Consider the following 18,411-nt stretch of genomic DNA (forward strand, 5'->3'; position numbering starts at 1 on the left):
TGGGCGCCGACTTGAAGCCCCTCGCCCCTTGCGGGACGAAGGGCTTGCCGGCGCCCATCACGACCGATGCGGTCAATCCCCGGCCCCGGCGGTGACGCCGCTCGCCGGGATCTCCCGCGTGGTCGGGCGGTCGCTGCGCAGCGCCTGCAGACAGGTCTTGATGGCGAAGCCGAGCACCGCCAGCACCACCAGGACGAACAGCGAGGCCAGCGCGGCGTCGAGGTAGTCGTTGAAGATCACCTGACGCATCTGCTCCATCGACGTCGCCGGAGCGAGAAGCCTGCCCTCGTCGGCGGCGGTGCGGAAGCGGTCGGCATGGGCGAGGAAGCCGATCGCCGGGTTGCTGTGGAAGACCTTCTGCACGCCGGCGGTCAGCGTGCAGATCAGCAGCCACGCGGCCGGCACCATGGTCACCCAGGCGTAGCGCTCGCGCTTCATCTTGAACAGCACCACCGTGGCCAGGATCAGGGCGATGCCGGCCAGCATCTGGTTGGAAATGCCGAACAGCGGCCAGAAGGTGTTGATGCCGCCGAGCGGATCGATCACGCCCTGGTACAGGATGTAGCCCCAGGCGGCGACGCACAGGCCGGTCGCGATCAGGTTCCCGGCCCAGGACGCGGTCTGCTGCAACGGCTTGAAGAAGACGCCGAGCAGATCCTGCAGCATGAACCGGCCGGCGCGGGTGCCGGCGTCGACGGCGGTCAGGATGAACAGGGCTTCGAACAGGATGGCGAAATGGTACCAGAACGCCATCATGCCCTTGCCGCCGAACAGGTCGGAGAAGATCTGCGCCATGCCGACCGCCAGGGTCGGGGCGCCGCCGGCGCGCGACAGGATGCTCACCTCGCCGACGTCCTTGGCGGTCTGGGTGATCATCTCGGGCGTGATGACGAAGCCCCAGTTGTTGATGACCTGGGAGGCGGCTTCCGCCGTGGTGCCGAGCACGGCCGGCGGGCTGTTCATGGCGAAGTAGATGCCGGGCTCGATGCAGGAGGCCGCGACCAGCGCCATGATCGCCACGAAGGATTCGGTCAGCATGCCGCCATAGCCGATGAAGCGGGCCTGGACCTCGTTCTCGACCATCTTGGGCGTGGTGCCCGAGGCGATCAGGGCGTGGAAGCCCGACACGGCACCGCAGGCGATGGTGATGAACAGGAACGGGAACAGGCTGCCCGACCACACCGGGCCGGTGCCGTCGATGAAGCGGGTCATGCTCGGCATCTTCATGGGCGGCGCGACCAGCAGGATGCACAGCGCCAGGACCACGATGGTGCCGACCTTGAGGAAGGTCGACAGATAGTCGCGCGGAGCCAGCAGCAGCCACACCGGCAGCACCGACGCCACGAAGCCGTAGCCGATCAGGATCCAGGTGATCTGGATGCCGGTCAGCGTGAAGATGGGCGCCAGGGTTTCGCTCTGCGCGACCTGACCGCCGAGCAGGATCGAGGCCATCAGCAGGAAGAAGCCGATCACCGAGATCTCGCCGATCCGGCCGGGCCGGATGAAGCGCATGTAGACGCCCATGAACAGCGCGATCGGCACGGTCGCGGCGACCGTGAAGAAGCCCCAGGGGCTGTTGGTCAGCGCCTTCACCACGACCAGGGCCAGCACCGCCAGGATGATCACCATGATCATGAAGGTGCCGAACAGGGCGATCACGCCGGGGATGTCCCCCAGCTCCGACTTGATCAGCTCGCCGAGCGACCGGCCGTCGCGGCGCATCGAGATGAACAGGATCATGAAGTCCTGGACCGCCCCGGCGACCACGACGCCGGCGAGGATCCACAGCATGCCCGGCAGATAGCCCATCTGCGCCGCCAGCACCGGGCCGACCAGCGGACCGGCGCCGGCGATGGCGGCGAAGTGGTGGCCGAACAGGACGTATTGGTTGGTCGGGACGTAGTCGAGCCCGTCGTTGTGGCGGACCGCCGGCGTCGCCCGCGCCGGGTCCAGGCGCATGACGCGCTTGGCGATGAACAGGCTGTAGTAGCGATAGGACACCAGATAGGTGCAGACGGCGGCCACCACCAACCAGAGAGCGTTGATGGTCTCGCCTCTGGCCAGCGCGACGGTGCCGAGCGAAAACGCCCCCAGCACGGCGATGGCCAGCCACGGCGCGTGGTTGACGATGCGAGACATGCGTACTCCTCCCAAACGATGCATTTATCGCCGAAAAGCACGGTCATTCTGATGGAAAGGGCAGAAAAAGGAACGCCGCCTCGGCAAATCAGAACGTCAAATCATCGCCCTAAGGGACCGGCGCGAAAAGAGGAAATCGAGGGCCCGCGACGAAACGCATCGGAAATAGGACGTACTATGAAGAAGGTGAATGCCCGCCGGTATGCCCCGTAAGCGCCCGGCCTGATCTTCGACTTGCCGCGGGGCGCGCGTCAGACGGATGAACGGTCGGCGGCGCCATCGCTCCGTTCCTCGGCCACGAGCCAATCGATGAAGCGCGTCAGCGACGACGTCTTGTTCGCGTCGAAGGGAATCAGCGCGACGTAGCCCGTGCGCGGCACGAGGATCGCCGGAAACGGGGCGGCCAGACGCCCGGAGTCGAGGTCGGCCTGGAGCACCGGCAAAGGCCCGATGCCGATTCCAAGACCATCGGCCAAGGCCTGAAGCGTGACGAAGAAATGATCGAAGACGCGCCGCCGCTGCCCCGCCTTCTGCGGCAGCCCCGCGCGGTCGAGCCAGTCCGCCCAATCGCCGGGGCGCGTCTCGCTGCCCAGAAGGACATGGTTCACGATGTCGGCGGGGTGGTGAAGCGGCGCGCGCTCCAGCAACGCCGGACTGGCGACCAGCGTGTCGGCCTCGTCCAGAAAATGCACCGCGCGGTACTGCGGCCAAACGGATTGCTCGGCCACCCCGCGTCGGATGGCGATGTCGAAGCCGCCACGCAACTCGTCGTGGAGCGTCGTCGCCGTGGTGACGACGACCTCCACGTCCGGCCGCTCGGCATGGAACCGGTCCAGGCGCGGGATCAGCCAACGCATGGCGAAGGTGGTCGGGGCGTTGACGCGGAGGATATGGCGCACGGAGGGGCGCCCGCAGGCCTCGGCGGCCATGCTCATCCGATCGAAGGACAGGCTGACCTCGGCGGCGAAGGCGCGCGCGGCCGGCGTCGCCGTCATGCGGCGGCCGACCCGCGCGAAAAGGCGCTGGCCGAGCCATGTCTCCAGCGCCGTGATTTGCCGGCTGACGGCGCCGTGGGTCAGCCCGAGTTCCGCCCCGGCTTCGGCGTAGCTACCGGTCCGGGCGGCGACCTCGAAGACCCGCAAGGCGTTGAGGGGAGGAAGACGGCGCATGGGATCCGTGAGAAAAATCGACGATACCCGTGAGAAAGGTGACTCTAGTCGATAAAAAATCACGGGGATAGGGTTTCGCCACGAGGAGGCGGAACGGCATGCAGAGCAGTACGGCAATAGGGCGGGAGCAGGGGAAACAGGCCGGGCAGTGGTCCCCGCAACGGCGCAGCCTGATCGGCGCCTGCGTCGCCCATCTCCTGCATGACGGCTACACCGATCAACTCTATGCGCTTCTGCCGGTCTGGCAGTCGGAATTCGGACTGTCCTACGCCGGTCTCGCCATCATCCGGGCGCTCTATTCCGGGACCATGGGCGGCTTGCAGGTGCCGGCCGGCAACCTCACCGCCAGGATGAGCCCGCGCGCGGCGCTGGTGCTGGCGACCTTCCTGGCGGCGGCGGGGTTCCTCGTCATGGCGCTTCCCCTCGGGCTGCCGGGCCTCTGCGCCGGTCTGGTGCTCGCCGGCATCGGATCGAGCATACAGCATCCGCGTGCGTCGCTTCTCGTCACGCAGGCTTACGGAAACGCGTCGCGGGGACCGCTGGGGGTTTACAATTTCGCCGGCGACCTTGGAAAGGCAACCTTTCCCGCCGCCGTCGCCCTGCTGCTGCCCCTCATGGCGTGGCGGCCGGTCGTCGGTTTCATGGCTCTGGCCGGGGTGGCGAGCGCCTTCGCCCTGCTGGCGCTGTTGCCGAAGCAGACCTTCACCGTTCCCTCCGGACACGCATCGGATGCGACGGGACGGGATGGACGCGGCTTCGGTCTGCTTCTCGCCATTGGCGCCTTCGATACCGCGACGCGCATGGGGTATCTCCTGTTCCTGCCGTTCCTGCTTCACGCCAAAGGCGGTGAGGACGTGACAATCGGCGTCGGCCTTGCGTTGCTTTTTGCCGGCGGCGCGCTGGGCAAGGCGTGCTGCGGCTGGCTCGGCCAGCGTCTCGGCGTCGTCTGGACCGTGATCGCCACGGAGGCGATGACGGTTCTTTTCATGGTTGCGACGTTGTGGGTGCCGCTTGGGCCGACGCTTGTCCTTCTTCCGCTTCTCGGGATCGTCCTCAACGGCACCTCCTCGGTCCTGTACGGGACCGTTCCCGAACTGGCGAAAAAAGGCGAGGTCGGGCGTGCCTTCGCGCTGTTCTACACCGGCGTCATCGGTGCCGGAGGGTTGGCGCCGATCGCCTACGGCACGCTTGCGGATCATTCGAGCCGAACCATCGGCATCGTCGCGGCGGCTCTGACGGCGGCGGCCATCATTCCCATGGTTCTCGCCCTGCGCCCCTTCCTGCGCGACGAGCCCGCCAACGGAACGGCGGCCGCGAAGGGGGAGATTTGAGCAAACCGGTTTCGTGCCGATTGGCCGGATCGGCGGTGGTCGGGGGATCGGTCGGGTGTGCGGCTTACCCTTCCGAAGCCGTGGTGATGCCGTGCTTGCGCAATTTTGCGTAGAGGTTGGTCCGGGACAGGCCCAGGTTCCGCGCGGCTTCGAGCTTGTTGCCCTTCGCCTCGTCGAGCGCGGCAAGGATGAGGGAGCGCTCCAACTCGTCCATGGCCTCGGCGAGCGTGCGCGTCCTGGTCGGTGAAACGGAGGCGCTGGCAACGGTTCGCGGAAGGATGTCCGTGAGGTCTTCGGCCAGGATGCGCTCCCCTTCGGTGCGCACGTAGAGCTGTTCGAGGATGTTGGCGAGTTCACGGATGTTGCCGGGCCAGTCATACCCCCGCAGCATGTCGAGCGCCGAGGGCGTGAGATCGCGCATCGGCTGGTCGAGGCTCACGGCCGTCCTTTCCGAAAAGAAGGACGCGAGGATGTCCAGATCCTCCTTGCGGTCGCGGAGCGCCGGAAGGTGGATCGGGAAGACGTTCAGCCGGTAGTAGAGGTCGGGCCGGAAGGCCCCGCTCTTGACCATGTCCGGGAGCGCCCGGCTGGTCGCGGCGATGATGCGGACATCGACCTTGATGACTTGGTTGGAGCCGAGCGGCTCGACCTCGCGCTCCTGCAACGCGCGCAACAGCTTGGCCTGCAACGGCAGGGGCATGTCGCCGATCTCGTCGAGAAACAGCGTGCCGCCATCCGCCAGCTGGAATTTTCCGGGGCGCGTCTGACGGCCGGCGCCGGTGTAGGCGCCGGGCGCGACGCCGAAGAACTCCGCTTCGAGAAGGTTGTCGGGGATGGCCGCGACGTTGAGGCCGACGAACGGACGGTCGACCCGGTCCGAGGCCGCATGGATTGCGTGCGCCACCAGCTCCTTGCCGGTCCCCGTCTCGCCCAGCAGCAGCACCGTCGACGTGATCTGGCCCGCCTTGCGCACCAGCCGCTTCACCTGGAGCATCGCCGGACTGAAACCGATCAGGTTCTCGACGGTGTGCTTCGACGCCCGGCTGGCGGCGAGTTCCTGCTCCATGCGGGCGAGACGCGACTGCAGTTTGTTGAAGCGGTCGGCGATCGGCCGGAGATAGGTCAGGCTGTTCTTGAGCGCGAAGGCGAGGGCGCCGACGACCTCTCCCCCTTCGTCGCGCAAGGGAAGACGGCTCACCAGCAGGATGTGTTCCCCGTAGCGCATGATGTCGAGCGGGAGGGAGCGGCCGGTCTCCACCACCTCGCGCATCCGGCTGTGCGGAATGACCCGTTCGACGGGCTGGCCCACCATGTCCGCCACCGACCGAAGCCCCAGCGACGCCATCTGTTTGCTGTCGAACCAGACATGCTTGTCGTTGGACCAGACGATGCGCGCGTCCTTGTCGACCAGGATGGCGCCCTCGATCATTTCGTCGATCATCACCATCAGGGCGCGCGCGGCGGCGAACCGCTCCTCCGGTCCCATCGTCACGGTCCGCTTCCTTCCGCTTCGCCCGTCTGTCAAAATTCTGAACACACCCTGTCAAAATTCAGGACAGGCCGCCAGCGTTGATTTCACTGGGTGCTGCGGTGTGGGCCACCGAAGTCTGTTCCGGATTGAAACGCATGCCGCCTCGTTTGCGATCGCTCTTCCCATCAAGCAGTTGAAAAACAACAAATTCTCGAGCTGGCGCGGCGCTTGCTAGTGCGTGTGACGGAAAAGCCGTGCAACGGACATTCAGCAAAAACAACCTCTGGCGCGGCGGTACGGCAACGACGGCTCTTCGCGACGGCGTTCACTCGGCAAGGAGGAAAGCGCAGGGCATGACACACCAGCACATCGGCATCATCGGGGCCGGGTTGATGGGGCACGGGATCGCGCAGGTCTTCGCGGTCGCCGGTCACCGCGTCGACATCCAGGAGCCCGATCCCGACCGCCGGAGCCGGATCCTCGACCATGTTCGCGGCAATCTCCGGGAGCTTGGGCAGGACGTCGCCGCCGCGGACCGCATCCACCCGCGCGGGACGCTGGAGGACACCGTCGGGCAGGCGGATGTCGTCATCGAGGCGGTGCCGGAGGATCTGGACCTCAAGCAACGGATCTTCACGGCGGTCGAGGCGGCGGCCCCACCCCATGCGCTGCTCGCGAGCAACACGTCGGTCATCCCGATCACCCGGATCATGGAGCCGTTGCGGGACAGGACCCGCGCCATGGGCACCCATTGGTGGAACCCGCCCTACCTGATCCCGCTCGTCGAGGTCATCCAGACGCCCGACACCGGCGAGGCGGCAATCGCCGCGATGACCGATCTTCTGACGTCCGTCGGCAAGATGCCGGTGCGTGTCCGCAAGGACGTTCCCGGCTTCATCGGCAACCGCTTGCAGCACGCGCTGTGGCGCGAGGCGATCGCGCTGGTCCAGAACGGCGTCTGCGACGCCCAAACAATCGACACCGTGGTCAAGGCCAGCTTCGGCCGGCGTCTCGCCGTCCTGGGGCCGCTGGAGAACGCCGATCTCGTCGGCACGGACCTGACGCTCGCGGTGCATGAGCATGTCCTGCCCGATCTCGACCGCACGCCCGGTCCCTTGCCCCTGCTGCGTGAACTGGTCGCGTCCGGGCGGCTCGGCATGAAGGCCGGCGGCGGTTTCCAGAGCTGGACCGAGGCGCAGAGGAGCGAGGTCCACGCGCGGCTCGCCGCCCACCTGCAACGGCTGGACGACAGCGGGCCCAGGTGACCGGGGGCGCCACGACAACGTCGGATTTTCACTTTTTCACGGCCTTTCGGGCCGGACACACAGGAGCGCCTCGCATGGCCGCATCACAGAAGCCAGCATCGCAGAAGAAGGTCATCATCAGCTGCGCGCTGACCGGATCCATTCACACCCCGACCATGTCCGACGCGCTGCCGGTGACGCCGGACGAGATCGTCGAGCAGGGAGTCGGCGCGGCCGAGGCCGGGGCGGCGATCCTGCACCTGCACGCCCGCGATCCCCTCACCGGGCAGCCGACGCCGGATCCGGCGGTCTTCATGCAGTTCCTGCCGCGCCTCAAGCAGTCCACCGACGCGGTGCTCAACATCACCACCGGCGGTTCGCTGAACATGACGGTGCAGGAACGCCTCGCCGCGCCCCTCCAGGCCAGCCCGGAGATGTGCTCGCTCAACATGGGCTCGATGAACTTCGGCATCTTCCCGCTGGCCGACCGCTACAAGAACTGGAAGCACGAGTGGGAGGAGCCCTATCTGCGCGGCACCGACGACTTCATCTTCCGCAACACCTTCCGGGACATCGCCTACATCCTCGAACATCTGGGCGAGGGCTGCGGCACGCGGTTCGAGTTCGAATGCTACGACGTCGGGCATCTGTACACGCTGGCGCATTTCCTCGACCGGAAGCTGGTGAAGCCGCCGCTCTTCGTCCAGACGATCTTCGGGATCCTCGGCGGCATCGGCGCGGAGGAGCGCAACCTCGTCTTCATGCGCGAGACCGCCGACCGCCTGTTCGGCGGCGACTACGCCTGGTCCGTGCTGGCGGCCGGCCGCCATCAGATCCCGTTCACGACCATGGCGGCGGTCATGGGCGGCAACGTCCGGGTCGGTCTGGAGGACAGCCTGTATCTCGCCAAGGGCCGGCTCGCCCGCAACAGCGCGGAGCAGGTGGCGAAGATCCGCCGCATCCTGGAGGAGCTGTCGCTGGAGGTCGCCAGCCCCGCCGAGGCGCGCGCGATGCTCGCCCTCAAGGGCGCCGACCAAGTGGCGTTCTGAGCCGCGCGACGAGCGCCGGATTCCAAAGACATCCGAAGGAAACAGAAATGCGGAACAGAAATGCCGTCGTCACCGGCTCCACCAGCGGCATCGGTCTGGCGACCGCGCGCGAACTGGCCAGCCGTGGCTGTCATGTCATGCTCAACGGCTTCGGCGACCGCGCGGAGATCGACGCGGTGTGCGCCGACATCGCGGCCCGGAGCGGCACGACGGTCGTCTATTCGGACGCCGACCTCAGCCGGCCCGACGCCGTCCGCGCCATGATGGGGCAGGCGGCCGAAGCGCTGGGTCCGATCGACATCGTGGTGAACAACGCCGGGGTGCAGCATGTCGCGGCGCTGCACGAGTTCCCCGACGACAAGTGGGATCTGCTGCTCGCGGTCAACCTGAGCGCCGCCTTCCACACCATCAAGGCGGCGCTTCCCGCCATGCGGGAGCGGGGATGGGGCCGCATCGTCAACACGGCCTCGGTCCTCGGCATGGTGGGGGCCCCGCACAAGCCGGCCTACGTCGCCGCCAAGCACGGGATCATCGGCCTGACCAAGGCGGTGGCGATCGAGGTCGCCGAGCACGGCATCACCTGCAACGCGGTGTGCCCCGGCACGGTGCTGACCCCGATCATCGAAAAGCAGATCGCCCAGCAGGCGCAGGTCACCGGCCTGCCGGAGGATCAGGTGCTCAAGGCGGTGTTCCTGGGCAAGATGCCGACCGGCCGGCTGGTGCCGCCCGACGAGGTCGCGGCCGCCATCGCCTTCCTGTGCTCCGACGCCGCCGGCTCCATCACCGGCACCGCTCTCCCCGTGGACGGCGGCTACACCGCCCATTGACGCGCGGGACAGCATCAGGGGCAATGGTCCCAACCATCAAGAAACCTCATCCTAGGGAGTGAACCATGCGCAACCTTCTGTTCGCGGGCGCCGCCATCGCCGCCCTGTCCGCCGGCGCGGCCCAGGCCCAGATGTCGGACGGCGTCATCAAGATCGGCATGCTGTCCGACCGTTCGGGCATCTACGCCGACATCAACGGCGAGGGCTCGGCGGTGGCCGCGCGGATGGCCGCCGAGGAGTTCGGCAACGCCATCGGCGGCACCAAGATCGAGATCATCGTCGGCGACCACCAGAACAAGGCGGACGTCGCGGCCAATCTGGCGCGCCAGTGGATCGACACCGAAAAGGTCGACGTCGTCGCCGACGTGCCGAACTCGGCCGCAGCGCTCGCCGTCCAGGTCATCACGCGGGACAAGAAGCGACTCTTCCTGATGTCCGGCCCCGGCTCGACCGACCTGACCGGCAAGGAGTGCAGCCCCTACGGCTTCCACTGGACCTGGGACAACCACGCCGTCGCCTCCGCCACCGCCCGCGCGCTGGTCGAGCAGGGCCGGAAAAGCTGGTTCTTCGTCACCGCCGACTACGCCTTCGGCCATTCGTTGGAAGCCGAGGCCGCCGCCACCGTGAAGCAGCTCGGCGGCACCATCAAGGGCAGCGTGCGCCACCCGCTGGGTGCCTCGGACTTCTCGTCCTTCCTGCTTCAGGCGCAGGCCTCGGGCGCGCAGGTCGTCGCCTTCGCCAACGCGGGCGGCGACACCATCAACGCCGTCAAGCAGGCGGCCGAGTTCGGCATTCCCCAAGGGGGCCAGACGCTGGCGGGCCTGCTGCTGAACATCAACGACGTCCACGCGCTCGGCCTGGAGACCTCGCAGGGCCTGATGCTGGCGAACTCCTTCTACTGGGACATGACCGACGAGACCCGCGCCTGGTCGAAGAAGTTCGAGGAGCGGACCGGCCGCAAGCCATCGATGAACCAAGCCGGCGTCTATTCGTCGGTCCTGCATTACCTGAAGGCCGTGCAGGAGGCCGGCACCGACGATCCCGACAAGGTGGCCGCCAAAATGCGCGCCACCCCGGTCACCGACATGATGATGAAGAACGCGAGGATCGCCGACAACGGCCGCGTCTTCGACGACATGTATCTGGCACAGGTGAAGACGCCGGGTGAGTCGAAGCACGGCTGGGATTACTTCAAGATCCTCAAGACCGTTCCCGGCGACCAAGCGTACATCGCCCCGAAGGACAGCGGCTGCCCGCTCGTCAAGTGACGGCTGGGGAGCGGACACGCTCCCCTTTCCATCGGGGGCCCAGGCGGCGCGTCGGAACCGCACGCGCCGCCTTGGGCGATCCCCGGGCGATCAGGGGGAGGTGACCTCCCGCAACCGCCATGGACGCATGACCTCTGCGGGATTGAGCTTTTGCCCGGCTTGGGCCATTACCAAGCCTCGGGCGCGGACGCGCCGGCAGAGCATGGATGACGGCATGAGCGCGGACGGAACCAGCACCACCAAGAAGCCGGGCCGCAAGAACGATCCCGAGGGCACCAAGCAGGACATCCTGGACGTCGCGACGGAGGAGTTCTCCTCGCTGGGGTTCGCCGGGGGGCGGGTGGACGCCATCGCCGCGCGGACCCGCACGACCAAGCGGATGATCTACTATTATTTCGGCAGCAAGGAGGATCTGTACCTCGCCGTGCTGGAAAAGGCCTATGGCGACATCCGCGCCATCGAGAACAACCTCAACCTGCAGGACCAGGAGCCGGAGCGGGCGATCCGCTCGCTGATCGAATTCACCTTCGACTATCAGGAGCAGCACGAGGACTTCATCCGGCTGGTCAGCATCGAGAACATCCATCGCGCCCAGCACATGAAGGACAGCAAGGTCATCCGCAACCTGAACGTCGCGGTGATCGACACGCTGGCGAAGATTCTGGAGCGCGGCCGGGCCGAGGGCGTGTTCCGGGCCGACATCCAGCCCATCGACCTGCACATGATGATCAGCGCCTTCTGCTTCTTCCGCGTGTCGAACCGCCACACCTTCAACCTGATCTTCCACCAGGATCTGTCCGCGCCCGACACCCGCGCCCGCCACAAGCGCATGATCGGGGACGCCATCATCAGCCTGCTGAAGGGGGAGCCGCAACATCGTCAGGATTCATGATTGATGGCATGGGAAACCAATTGCGGTGAAATGTACGAACTGGTACGTTTGTTTTCAGAACGCGGGCCCGACCGCGCGCACCGGTTCGAGGAAACGCCATGCCCCGCTCCGCTCCTGCCTTCACCTTCGCGAAATCGATCGCCACCGTCTCGCTGAGCGGCACCCTGCCGGAAAAGCTGGAGGCGGCCGCCGCCGTCGGTTTCGACGGAGTCGAGATTTTCGAGAACGACCTGCTGACCTTCGACGGCTCGCCCGCCGATGTGCGCCGCATCGCGGAAGGGCTGGGCCTCGCCATCACCATCTTCCAGCCCTTCCGCGATTTCGAGGCGATGCCGGACCCGATCCGCGCCCGCAACCTCGACCGGGCGGAGCGCAAGTTCGACGTCATGCAGGCGCTCGGCACCGATCTGGTGCTGGTCTGCTCCAACGTGCAGCCGCACGCCATCGACGACCCGGCCAGAGCCGCCGCCGACCTCGCCGAGATGGCCGAGCGCGCCCACCGCCGCGGCCTGCGCGTCGGCTACGAGGCGCTGGCCTGGGGCCGCCACGTCAACCGCTGGCGCCAAGCCTGGGACATCGTCAACCGCGCCGACCACCCGGCGCTGGGGCTGATCGTGGACAGCTTCCACACCCTGTCGCTCGGCGACGACTTCTCCGGCCTCGCCGATGTGCCGGGCGAGCGCATCTTCTTCGCGCAGTTGGCCGACGCGCCCAAGCTGTCGATGGACGTGCTGTCGTGGAGCCGCCATTTCCGCAACTTCCCCGGCCAGGGGCAATTGCCGGTTACGGAGTTTCTGACGGCGGTCCTCGCCTCCGGTTACCGCGGCCCTCTCTCGCTGGAGGTCTTCAACGACGAGTTCCGCTCCGCGCCGGCACGGCTGACCGCGCTGGACGGGCTGCGCTCGCTGATCCATGTGGAGGCGGAGGCCGGCCACGGCCCCGGCCTGCCGGAGCCGCCGGTTTGCGACGGGGTGGAGTTCCTGGAATTCGCGGTCGATGCCGCCGCTCATGACAAGCTGGCCGGGCTGCTCGGCACGCTGGGCTTCCGGCACGCCGGGCGGCACCGCTCCAAGGCGGTGGACCTCTACCGGCAGGGCGGCGTCAACCTCGTGCTGAACAGCGAGGAGGATTCGGCGGCGTCGGAGCATTTCCAGATGCACGGCCCCTCGGTCTGCGCCATGGCCTTCCGGGTCGACGATTCCCGCCGCGCCATCGCCCGCGCCGAGGCCCTGCGCTGCGTGCTGTGGCGGGAGCGGGTGGGGGAGGGCGAGCGCCACATTCCGGCCCTGCGCGCGCCCGACGGCACGCTGATCCATCTGGTGGAGAACGACGCCGCCGGCCGCAGCATCTGGGAGGACGATTTCCACCTGCTGCCGGATGACGGCGCGGCATCTCCGGCGGCGCTGACCGGCATCGACCATGTGGCGCAGGCGCTGCCCTTCGGGCGGATGGACGGTTTCGTGCTGTTTTACCGCGCGGTGTTCGGCTTCGTCCCGGAAACCCTGTGGGAGTTGCCCGACCCCTACGGCCTGATCCGCAGCCGCGCGCTGGTCAGCCCGAACGCGGAGCCGGGACGTGGCGTACGGCTGCCGCTGAACATCTCGGAAAGCCGGCGGACGGCGACCGGGCGCTTCGTCGGGGCCACCGCCGGGGCGGGGGTGCACCACATCGCCTTCGCCAGCCGGGACGCCGGCGCGCTGGTGGAGGAACGGCTGGCGGCGGGCGCGCCCTTCCTGGCGATCCCCGCCAACTACTACGACGACCTCGCGGTCAAGCACCCGTTGGACGACGACGCGCTGGCGGCGCTGAAGCGGCGCGAGCTGCTCTACGACCGCGACGACCATGGCGCCTTCCTGCACGCCTACACCGACAGCTTCGAGGACCGTTTCTTCTTCGAAGTGGTGGAGCGGCAGGGCGACTACCGCCAGTTCGGCGCGGTCAACGCCCCCGTCCGCATGGCCGTCCAGGCGCAACTGCGCGAGGACCGCTGGCCCACCCGCTACCTCGACCAACGCCATCCCGACCAACAATGAACGAACCCATGCGTTCATCCGGAGACCCGACCATGAGCCGCCCCGTCCTGATCCTGAACGGACCCAACCTGAACCTGCTGGGCAAGCGCGAGCCGCACATCTACGGCCACGAGACCCTGGCCGACGTGGAGGCCGAATGCCGGCGCGCCGGCGAGTCGCTTGGTCTCGGCGTGACGTTCCGCCAGTCCAACGCCGAACACCAGCTGATCGACTGGATCCACGAGGCGCGCGAGACGATGGCCGGTCTGGTCATCAACCCGGCCGGGCTGAGCCACACCTCGGTCTCGCTGATGGACGCGCTGTCGGCCTGCGCCTTCCCGATCCTCGAGGTCCACATCTCGAACATCCACAAGCGCGAGGAATTCCGCCATTTCTCCTACGTCTCGCGGGTGGCGGCCGGGGTGATCTGCGGCTTCGGCACCCAGGGCTACCCGCTGGCCCTGCAACGGCTGGCCCGCCTGCTGGAGACCGACGCGCGATGACCGCCCGCAACGCCCTGAGCGCCTTGGCCGATAAGGCCGGCCCGGCGGCCCGCCCGGCGTCGTCGGTCATCGTCGGGCTGATCGGCTCCGGCATCCAGGCGTCGCGCACCCCTTCGATGCACGAGCGGGAGGCCGACGCGCTGGGCCTGCGCTACATCTACCGGCTGATCGACTTGGACCGCCTCGGCCTCGGCATCGATGCCCTGCCGGAGTTGCTCGCCAGCGCCGAGCGCATGGGCTACACCGGCCTGAACGTCACCTTCCCGTGCAAGCAGGCGATCATGCCGCTGCTCGACGAATTGTCGGACGACGCCCGCGCCATCGGCGCCGTCAACACGGTGGTGCTGTCGGGCGGGCGTCGGGTCGGGCACAACACCGACTGCTCCGGCTTTGCCGAGGGCTTTCGCCGGGGCTTGGGCGACGTGCCGCGCGACCGTGTGGTGCTGCTCGGCGCCGGCGGGGCGGGGGCGGCGGTCGGGCATGCGGCCTTCCAGCTCGGCGTCGGGCGGCTCGGCGTGTTCGACGCCGAGCCGGCGCGGGCGGTGGCGCTGGCCGGGCAGCTCAACGCCCGCTTCGGCGCCGGCCGGGCGGAGGCGCTGAGCGATCTCGCCCCGGCGATGGCGGAGGCGGACGGGCTGATCCACGCGACCCCGACCGGCATGGCGAAGTTTCCCGGTCTTCCGCTTCCGGCGGCGCTGCTGCACGATGGCCTCTGGGTCGCCGAGATCGTCTATTTCCCGCTGGAAACCGAACTGCTGCGTACGGCGCGGGCGCGCGGCTGCCGCACGCTGGACGGCGGCGGCATGGCGGTCTTCCAGGCGGTCGACGCCTTCCGCCTGTTCACCGGCGTGGAGCCGGACGCCGAGCGGATCCAGGCGCATTTCGCGTCGATGATCGCGGGGTGAGGGGTGGGGCAAAGGCGGCCCCGGAGGCGGCAGCATCAAGAACAGGACCGGCGCAACCGACCGGTCCGGGGAGGGACGGGATGAAGACCCTGGTCGATGGCTATTTCCATGTCTTGAAGGCCCTGATCGCCGCCTGCCTCGCCGGCATGGTGGTCCTGGTGTTCGGCAACGTGCTGCTCCGCTACGGCTTCAACAGCGGCATCACGGTGTCGGAGGAGTTGTCGCGCCTGTTCTTCGTCTGGCTGACCTTCCTCGGCGCCATCGTCGGGCTGCACGAGCGCGCCCATCTGGGCGTCGACACGCTGGTCATGCGGTTGCCCAGGAGCGGCAAGACCGCCTGTGTCGCGCTCAGCTACGCGCTGATGCTCTACGTCACGGTGCTGATGCTCCAAGGGAGCTGGACGCAGACGATCATCAACCTGGAGGTCCGTGCGCCCGCGACCGGGCTGTCGATGGCGTGGCTGTACGGGGTCGGGGTGATCTTCAGCCTGTCCACCGGGGCCATCCTGCTGCACGAGCTGTACCGCGTGCTGACCGGCAAGGCGACCGAGGACGAACTGGTCATGGTGACCGAATCCGAAGAGCTGCCCGAGGCCGCCGCGCACCACGACGGCCCTGGCGGCCATCGCCATGGCCTGTCTCCGGCCCCCGCCAACACCACTCCCATCCGCACCGCCTCCAGCCGCTAGGACGCCGGCCATGACGATCACCATCTTCCTGGGGTCCCTGCTGGGTGCCATGGCCATCGGCATGCCGATCGCCTACGCGCTGCTGCTGTGCGGCGTGGCGCTGATGCTCCACCTCGACCTGTTCGACGCGCAGATCATCGCGCAGAACGTCATCAACGGTGCCGACAGCTTTCCGCTGATGGCGGTGCCCTTCTTCATGCTGGCCGGCGAGATCATGAACACCGGCGGCTTGGCCAAGCGCATCGTCAACCTCGCCATGGCGATGGTCGGCCACATCAAGGGCGGGTTGGGCTACGTCGCCATCCTCGCCGCCACTGTGATGGCCAGCCTGTCGGGGTCGGCCGTGGCGGACGCGGCGGCGCTCGCCACGCTGCTGGTGCCGATGATGGTCGCCGCCGGCCATGACCGTTCGCGTTCCGCCGGGCTGATCGCGTCGGGCGCCATCATCGCGCCGATCATCCCGCCCAGCATCGGCTTCGTCATCTACGGCGTCGCCGGCAACGTGTCGGTCACCAAGCTGTTCCTGGCCGGCATCTTCCCCGGCCTGATGCTGGCGGTGGGATTGTGCTTCGCCTGGTGGTATGTCGCCCGCAAGGAGAACCTGGTCCCGCCGCCGCGCAAGTCGCTGCGCGAGGTGCTGGCGATCCTGCGCGAGGGCGTGTGGGCGCTGGCCCTGCCGGGCATCATCATCTTCGGCCTGAAGTTCGGTGTCTTCACCCCGACCGAGGCCGCCGTGGTGGCCGCCGTCTATTCGCTGTTCGTCGCCGTGGTCGTCTACCGCGAAATGAGCCTCGCCGACATCTACCCGGCCCTGGTCGGGGCGGCCAAGACCACCAGCGTGGTGATGTTCCTGGTCGCGGCGGCGCTGGTGTCGTCCTGGCTGATCACGGTCGCCGATTTGCCGGGCCTCGTCACCGACCTGTTGGAGCCGCTGATGGGCAACCAGACGCTGCTGCTGCTGGCGATGATGGCGCTGGTGGTGGCGGTCGGCACGGCGATGGACATGACGCCGACCATCCTGATCCTGACGCCGATCCTGGTCCCGGTCTGCAAGGCCGCCGGCATCGACCCGGTCTATTTCGGCGTGCTGTTCATCATCAACAACGCCATCGGCCTGATCACCCCGCCGGTCGGGACCGTGTTGAACGTGGTCTGCGGCGTGTCCAAGGTCAGCATGGAGGAGGTCGTCAAGGGCGTCTGGCCCTTCATGCTGGTCCAGCTTCTGGTTCTGCTGCTGCTCACCCTCTTCCCCGCGCTGGTCATGGTTCCGGCCTCGTGGTTCGCCCGCTGAAAATTCGCTCACTGAAACAGCGCCGCCACAAGAGCGGCTTTCTGGAGGAAACGACAATGAAGACTTTCAAGGGCCTGTTGGCCGGTCTGGTGGTTCCCGGCCTGATGCTGCTGGCCGGCGGCGCCGCTGCCGCCGCCGAGTACAAGGACCGCTCGGTCAAATTCGCCTTCCAAAACGTCAAGGAACACCCGCAGGGGCAGGGCGCCCAACGCTTCTCCGACTTGGTCGAGAAGGGCAGCGGCGGCAAGATCAAGGTGAAGCTGTTCCCCGGCGGCACGCTGGGCGGCGACGTGCAGACGATCTCGGCGCTCCAGGGCGGCATCGTCGAGATGTCGGTGATGAACGCCGGCATCCTGGTCAGCCTCGCCAAGGAGTTCGCGCTGGTCGATCTGCCCTTCCTGTTCAACAACGGGGGCGAGGCCGACGCGCTGCTCGACGGGCCGGTCGGCGAAAAGCTGATGGGCAAGCTGCCGGAGAAGGGGCTGGTGGGCTTGGGCTTCTGGGATCTGGGGTTCCGCAACCTGACCAACAACCGCCACCCGGTGGCGACGGCCAAGGACATCGCCGGCTTGAAGATCCGGGTCATCCAGACGCCGATCTACATCGACGTGTTCAAGGCGCTCGGCGCCAACCCGGTGCCGCTGCCCTTCCCGGAACTTTTCACCGCGTTGGAGACCGGCACGGTGGACGGCCAGGAGAACCCGTTCAAGACCATCGAGCTGACCAAGTTCAACGAGGTGCAGAAATACCTGACGGTCACCCGTCACATCTACAACCCGCAATCCCTGATCGTGTCGAAGAAGTTCTGGGACACGCTGAACGCCGATGAGAAGTCGCTGTTCCAGAGCGCCGCCGCCGAGGCCACCGCCTTCCAGCGCAAGATCTCGCGCGAGCAGGACGCCGAGGCGCTGGCCTCCCTCAAGGCCAAGGGCATGACCGTCAACGAGCTGCCGCCCGAGGAACTGGCCAAGATCCGCGAGACGGTCAAGCCGGTGGTCGAGAAGTACAAGGCCGACATCGGCGACGCCCTGGTCGGCGAGGCCTTCGCCGCCATCGAGAAGAAGCGCGCGTCGAACTGACGCGTGCCGTGCGGGCCGTTTCCATGGAATGATGGGGACGGTCCGTCGTGAAGACAGGCCTTCTTGGATTGAGGAAGGGCACGATCATGGTCATGACACGGCGTCGGACACTCGCGGCGGGGCTGTTCTCCCTTGCCGTCGTGGCCGTTCCGGGCCTTGGGCGCGCGGCGGCGGGGCCGGCGGTCACGGTCTGGAAGGCCGCGAGCTGCGAGTGCTGCGAAGGCTGGGTGCGGCACATGCGCGAGGCCGGTTTCGGCGTCACCGTCCGTGTGGTGGACGATGTGGAGCCGGTGAAGCGCGCGAACGGCGTTCCCGACGCGCTGGCCTCCTGCCACACCGCGCTGGTGGACGGCTACGTCGTCGAGGGGCATGTCCCGGCGTCGGACGTGAAGCGCCTGCTGAGCGAGCGGCCGCGGGCCAAGGGGCTTGCCGCGCCCGGCATGCCGCAGGACGCGCCGGGCATGGACATGGGCACGGGGCAATCCTACGAGGTCGTGCTGTTCGGCGCTGCCGGCGGCGACCGCCTGTTCGCCCGGCACTGA

General features: G+C 67.6%; 16 protein-coding genes. 13 read left to right on the forward strand and 3 right to left on the reverse strand.

All coding sequences use genetic code 11. The annotated features are described in order from the left end of the window. Positions 1-72 precede the first annotated feature (72 nt). Together EJ913_RS05765 and EJ913_RS05770 are read right to left on the reverse strand one after the other, a co-directional pair. Positions 73-2,139, reverse strand: a complete 2,067-nt coding sequence (locus tag EJ913_RS05765; protein WP_126995697.1) for a carbon starvation CstA family protein — start codon at positions 2,137-2,139, stop codon at positions 73-75. A gap of 251 nt (positions 2,140-2,390) precedes the next feature. Next, entirely contained in the window at positions 2,391-3,308 is a 918-nt protein-coding gene (locus EJ913_RS05770) for a LysR substrate-binding domain-containing protein (protein ID WP_126995699.1), read from the reverse strand. A gap of 98 nt (positions 3,309-3,406) precedes the next feature. On the opposite strand from EJ913_RS05770, the gene EJ913_RS05775 reads away from it, so the two are divergent. Beyond that, positions 3,407-4,639, forward strand: a complete 1,233-nt coding sequence (locus EJ913_RS05775) for an MFS transporter (RefSeq protein WP_126995701.1) — start codon at positions 3,407-3,409, stop codon at positions 4,637-4,639. Between the two features lie 64 nt (positions 4,640-4,703). On the opposite strand, the gene EJ913_RS05780 is transcribed toward EJ913_RS05775, so the two are convergent. Further along, positions 4,704-6,125, reverse strand: a complete 1,422-nt coding sequence (locus EJ913_RS05780) for a sigma-54 interaction domain-containing protein (RefSeq protein WP_238519144.1) — start codon at positions 6,123-6,125, stop codon at positions 4,704-4,706. Positions 6,126-6,463: 338 nt separating this feature from the next. Between EJ913_RS05780 and EJ913_RS05785 the strand changes: the two genes are divergently transcribed. The 12 genes from EJ913_RS05785 to EJ913_RS05840 all read left to right on the forward strand — a co-directional run bounded on the left by EJ913_RS05785 (position 6,464) and on the right by EJ913_RS05840 (position 18,411). Beyond that, on the forward strand, positions 6,464-7,375 hold the full coding sequence (locus EJ913_RS05785; protein ID WP_126995705.1) for a 3-hydroxyacyl-CoA dehydrogenase family protein: 912 nt from the start codon (positions 6,464-6,466) through the stop codon (positions 7,373-7,375). Between the two features lie 74 nt (positions 7,376-7,449). Further along, positions 7,450-8,403: a 3,5-dioxohexanoate:acetyl-CoA acetone transferase gene (gene kce, locus EJ913_RS05790; RefSeq protein WP_126995707.1), complete on the forward strand. Its 954-nt coding sequence runs from the start codon at positions 7,450-7,452 to the stop codon at positions 8,401-8,403. Between the two features lie 47 nt (positions 8,404-8,450). Further along, positions 8,451-9,230, forward strand: coding sequence for a 3-hydroxybutyrate dehydrogenase (locus EJ913_RS05795; RefSeq protein WP_126995709.1), 780 nt, complete (start codon positions 8,451-8,453; stop codon positions 9,228-9,230). 65 nt (positions 9,231-9,295) lie between these two features. Further along, on the forward strand, positions 9,296-10,498 hold the full coding sequence (locus EJ913_RS05800) for an ABC transporter substrate-binding protein (RefSeq protein ID WP_126995711.1): 1,203 nt from the start codon (positions 9,296-9,298) through the stop codon (positions 10,496-10,498). Between the two features lie 214 nt (positions 10,499-10,712). Then, positions 10,713-11,390, forward strand: coding sequence for a TetR/AcrR family transcriptional regulator (locus EJ913_RS05805; protein ID WP_185909694.1), 678 nt, complete (start codon positions 10,713-10,715; stop codon positions 11,388-11,390). A gap of 98 nt (positions 11,391-11,488) precedes the next feature. After that, a complete protein-coding gene (locus EJ913_RS05810; protein WP_126995715.1) occupies positions 11,489-13,423 on the forward strand; it encodes a bifunctional sugar phosphate isomerase/epimerase/4-hydroxyphenylpyruvate dioxygenase family protein in 1,935 nt (644 codons plus the stop codon). A 32-nt stretch (positions 13,424-13,455) separates the two neighbouring features. Next, entirely contained in the window at positions 13,456-13,905 is a 450-nt protein-coding gene (gene aroQ / locus EJ913_RS05815; RefSeq protein ID WP_126995717.1) for a type II 3-dehydroquinate dehydratase, read from the forward strand. Beyond that, positions 13,902-14,810 (forward strand): shikimate dehydrogenase, encoded by a 909-nt coding sequence (locus tag EJ913_RS05820; RefSeq protein ID WP_126995719.1) that lies wholly within the window; start codon positions 13,902-13,904, stop codon positions 14,808-14,810. The genes aroQ and EJ913_RS05820 overlap by 4 nt, the downstream gene beginning before the upstream one ends. Before the next feature lie 80 nt (positions 14,811-14,890). Further along, positions 14,891-15,499 (forward strand): TRAP transporter small permease, encoded by a 609-nt coding sequence (locus EJ913_RS05825; protein ID WP_126995721.1) that lies wholly within the window; start codon positions 14,891-14,893, stop codon positions 15,497-15,499. Positions 15,500-15,509: 10 nt separating this feature from the next. After that, complete coding sequence (locus EJ913_RS05830) at positions 15,510-16,790, forward strand: TRAP transporter large permease subunit (RefSeq protein WP_126995723.1); 1,281 nt, start codon at positions 15,510-15,512, stop codon at positions 16,788-16,790. A gap of 56 nt (positions 16,791-16,846) precedes the next feature. Next, positions 16,847-17,869, forward strand: a complete 1,023-nt coding sequence (locus tag EJ913_RS05835; RefSeq protein WP_126995725.1) for a TRAP transporter substrate-binding protein — start codon at positions 16,847-16,849, stop codon at positions 17,867-17,869. 86 nt (positions 17,870-17,955) lie between these two features. Further along, the gene (locus tag EJ913_RS05840) at positions 17,956-18,411 is read left to right on the forward strand and encodes a DUF411 domain-containing protein (RefSeq protein ID WP_126995727.1); all 456 of its coding nucleotides are present in this window, start codon (positions 17,956-17,958) and stop codon (positions 18,409-18,411) included.

It is taken from the genome of Azospirillum doebereinerae (assembly GCF_003989665.1).
In the GTDB taxonomy this organism is placed as follows: Bacteria; Pseudomonadota; Alphaproteobacteria; order Azospirillales; family Azospirillaceae; genus Azospirillum; species Azospirillum doebereinerae.

What these genes read in the sequence shown, in the direction of transcription:
- kce (WP_126995707.1), top strand. Translation starts at nt 7,450, where the DNA reads ATGGCCGCATCACAGAAGCCAGCATCGCAGAAGAAGGTCATCATCAGC.
- EJ913_RS05775 (WP_126995701.1), top strand. Translation starts at nt 3,407, where the DNA reads ATGCAGAGCAGTACGGCAATAGGGCGGGAGCAGGGGAAACAGGCCGGG.
- EJ913_RS05825 (WP_126995721.1), top strand. Translation starts at nt 14,891, where the DNA reads ATGAAGACCCTGGTCGATGGCTATTTCCATGTCTTGAAGGCCCTGATC.
- EJ913_RS05770 (WP_126995699.1), bottom strand. Translation starts at nt 3,308, where the DNA reads ATGCGCCGTCTTCCTCCCCTCAACGCCTTGCGGGTCTTCGAGGTCGCC.
- EJ913_RS05800 (WP_126995711.1), top strand. Translation starts at nt 9,296, where the DNA reads ATGCGCAACCTTCTGTTCGCGGGCGCCGCCATCGCCGCCCTGTCCGCC.
- EJ913_RS05765 (WP_126995697.1), bottom strand. Translation starts at nt 2,139, where the DNA reads ATGTCTCGCATCGTCAACCACGCGCCGTGGCTGGCCATCGCCGTGCTG.
- EJ913_RS05805 (WP_185909694.1), top strand. Translation starts at nt 10,713, where the DNA reads ATGAGCGCGGACGGAACCAGCACCACCAAGAAGCCGGGCCGCAAGAAC.
- EJ913_RS05830 (WP_126995723.1), top strand. Translation starts at nt 15,510, where the DNA reads ATGACGATCACCATCTTCCTGGGGTCCCTGCTGGGTGCCATGGCCATC.
- EJ913_RS05840 (WP_126995727.1), top strand. Translation starts at nt 17,956, where the DNA reads ATGGTCATGACACGGCGTCGGACACTCGCGGCGGGGCTGTTCTCCCTT.
- EJ913_RS05820 (WP_126995719.1), top strand. Translation starts at nt 13,902, where the DNA reads ATGACCGCCCGCAACGCCCTGAGCGCCTTGGCCGATAAGGCCGGCCCG.
- EJ913_RS05810 (WP_126995715.1), top strand. Translation starts at nt 11,489, where the DNA reads ATGCCCCGCTCCGCTCCTGCCTTCACCTTCGCGAAATCGATCGCCACC.
- aroQ (WP_126995717.1), top strand. Translation starts at nt 13,456, where the DNA reads ATGAGCCGCCCCGTCCTGATCCTGAACGGACCCAACCTGAACCTGCTG.
- EJ913_RS05780 (WP_238519144.1), bottom strand. Translation starts at nt 6,125, where the DNA reads ATGGGACCGGAGGAGCGGTTCGCCGCCGCGCGCGCCCTGATGGTGATG.
- EJ913_RS05785 (WP_126995705.1), top strand. Translation starts at nt 6,464, where the DNA reads ATGACACACCAGCACATCGGCATCATCGGGGCCGGGTTGATGGGGCAC.
- EJ913_RS05835 (WP_126995725.1), top strand. Translation starts at nt 16,847, where the DNA reads ATGAAGACTTTCAAGGGCCTGTTGGCCGGTCTGGTGGTTCCCGGCCTG.
- EJ913_RS05795 (WP_126995709.1), top strand. Translation starts at nt 8,451, where the DNA reads ATGCGGAACAGAAATGCCGTCGTCACCGGCTCCACCAGCGGCATCGGT.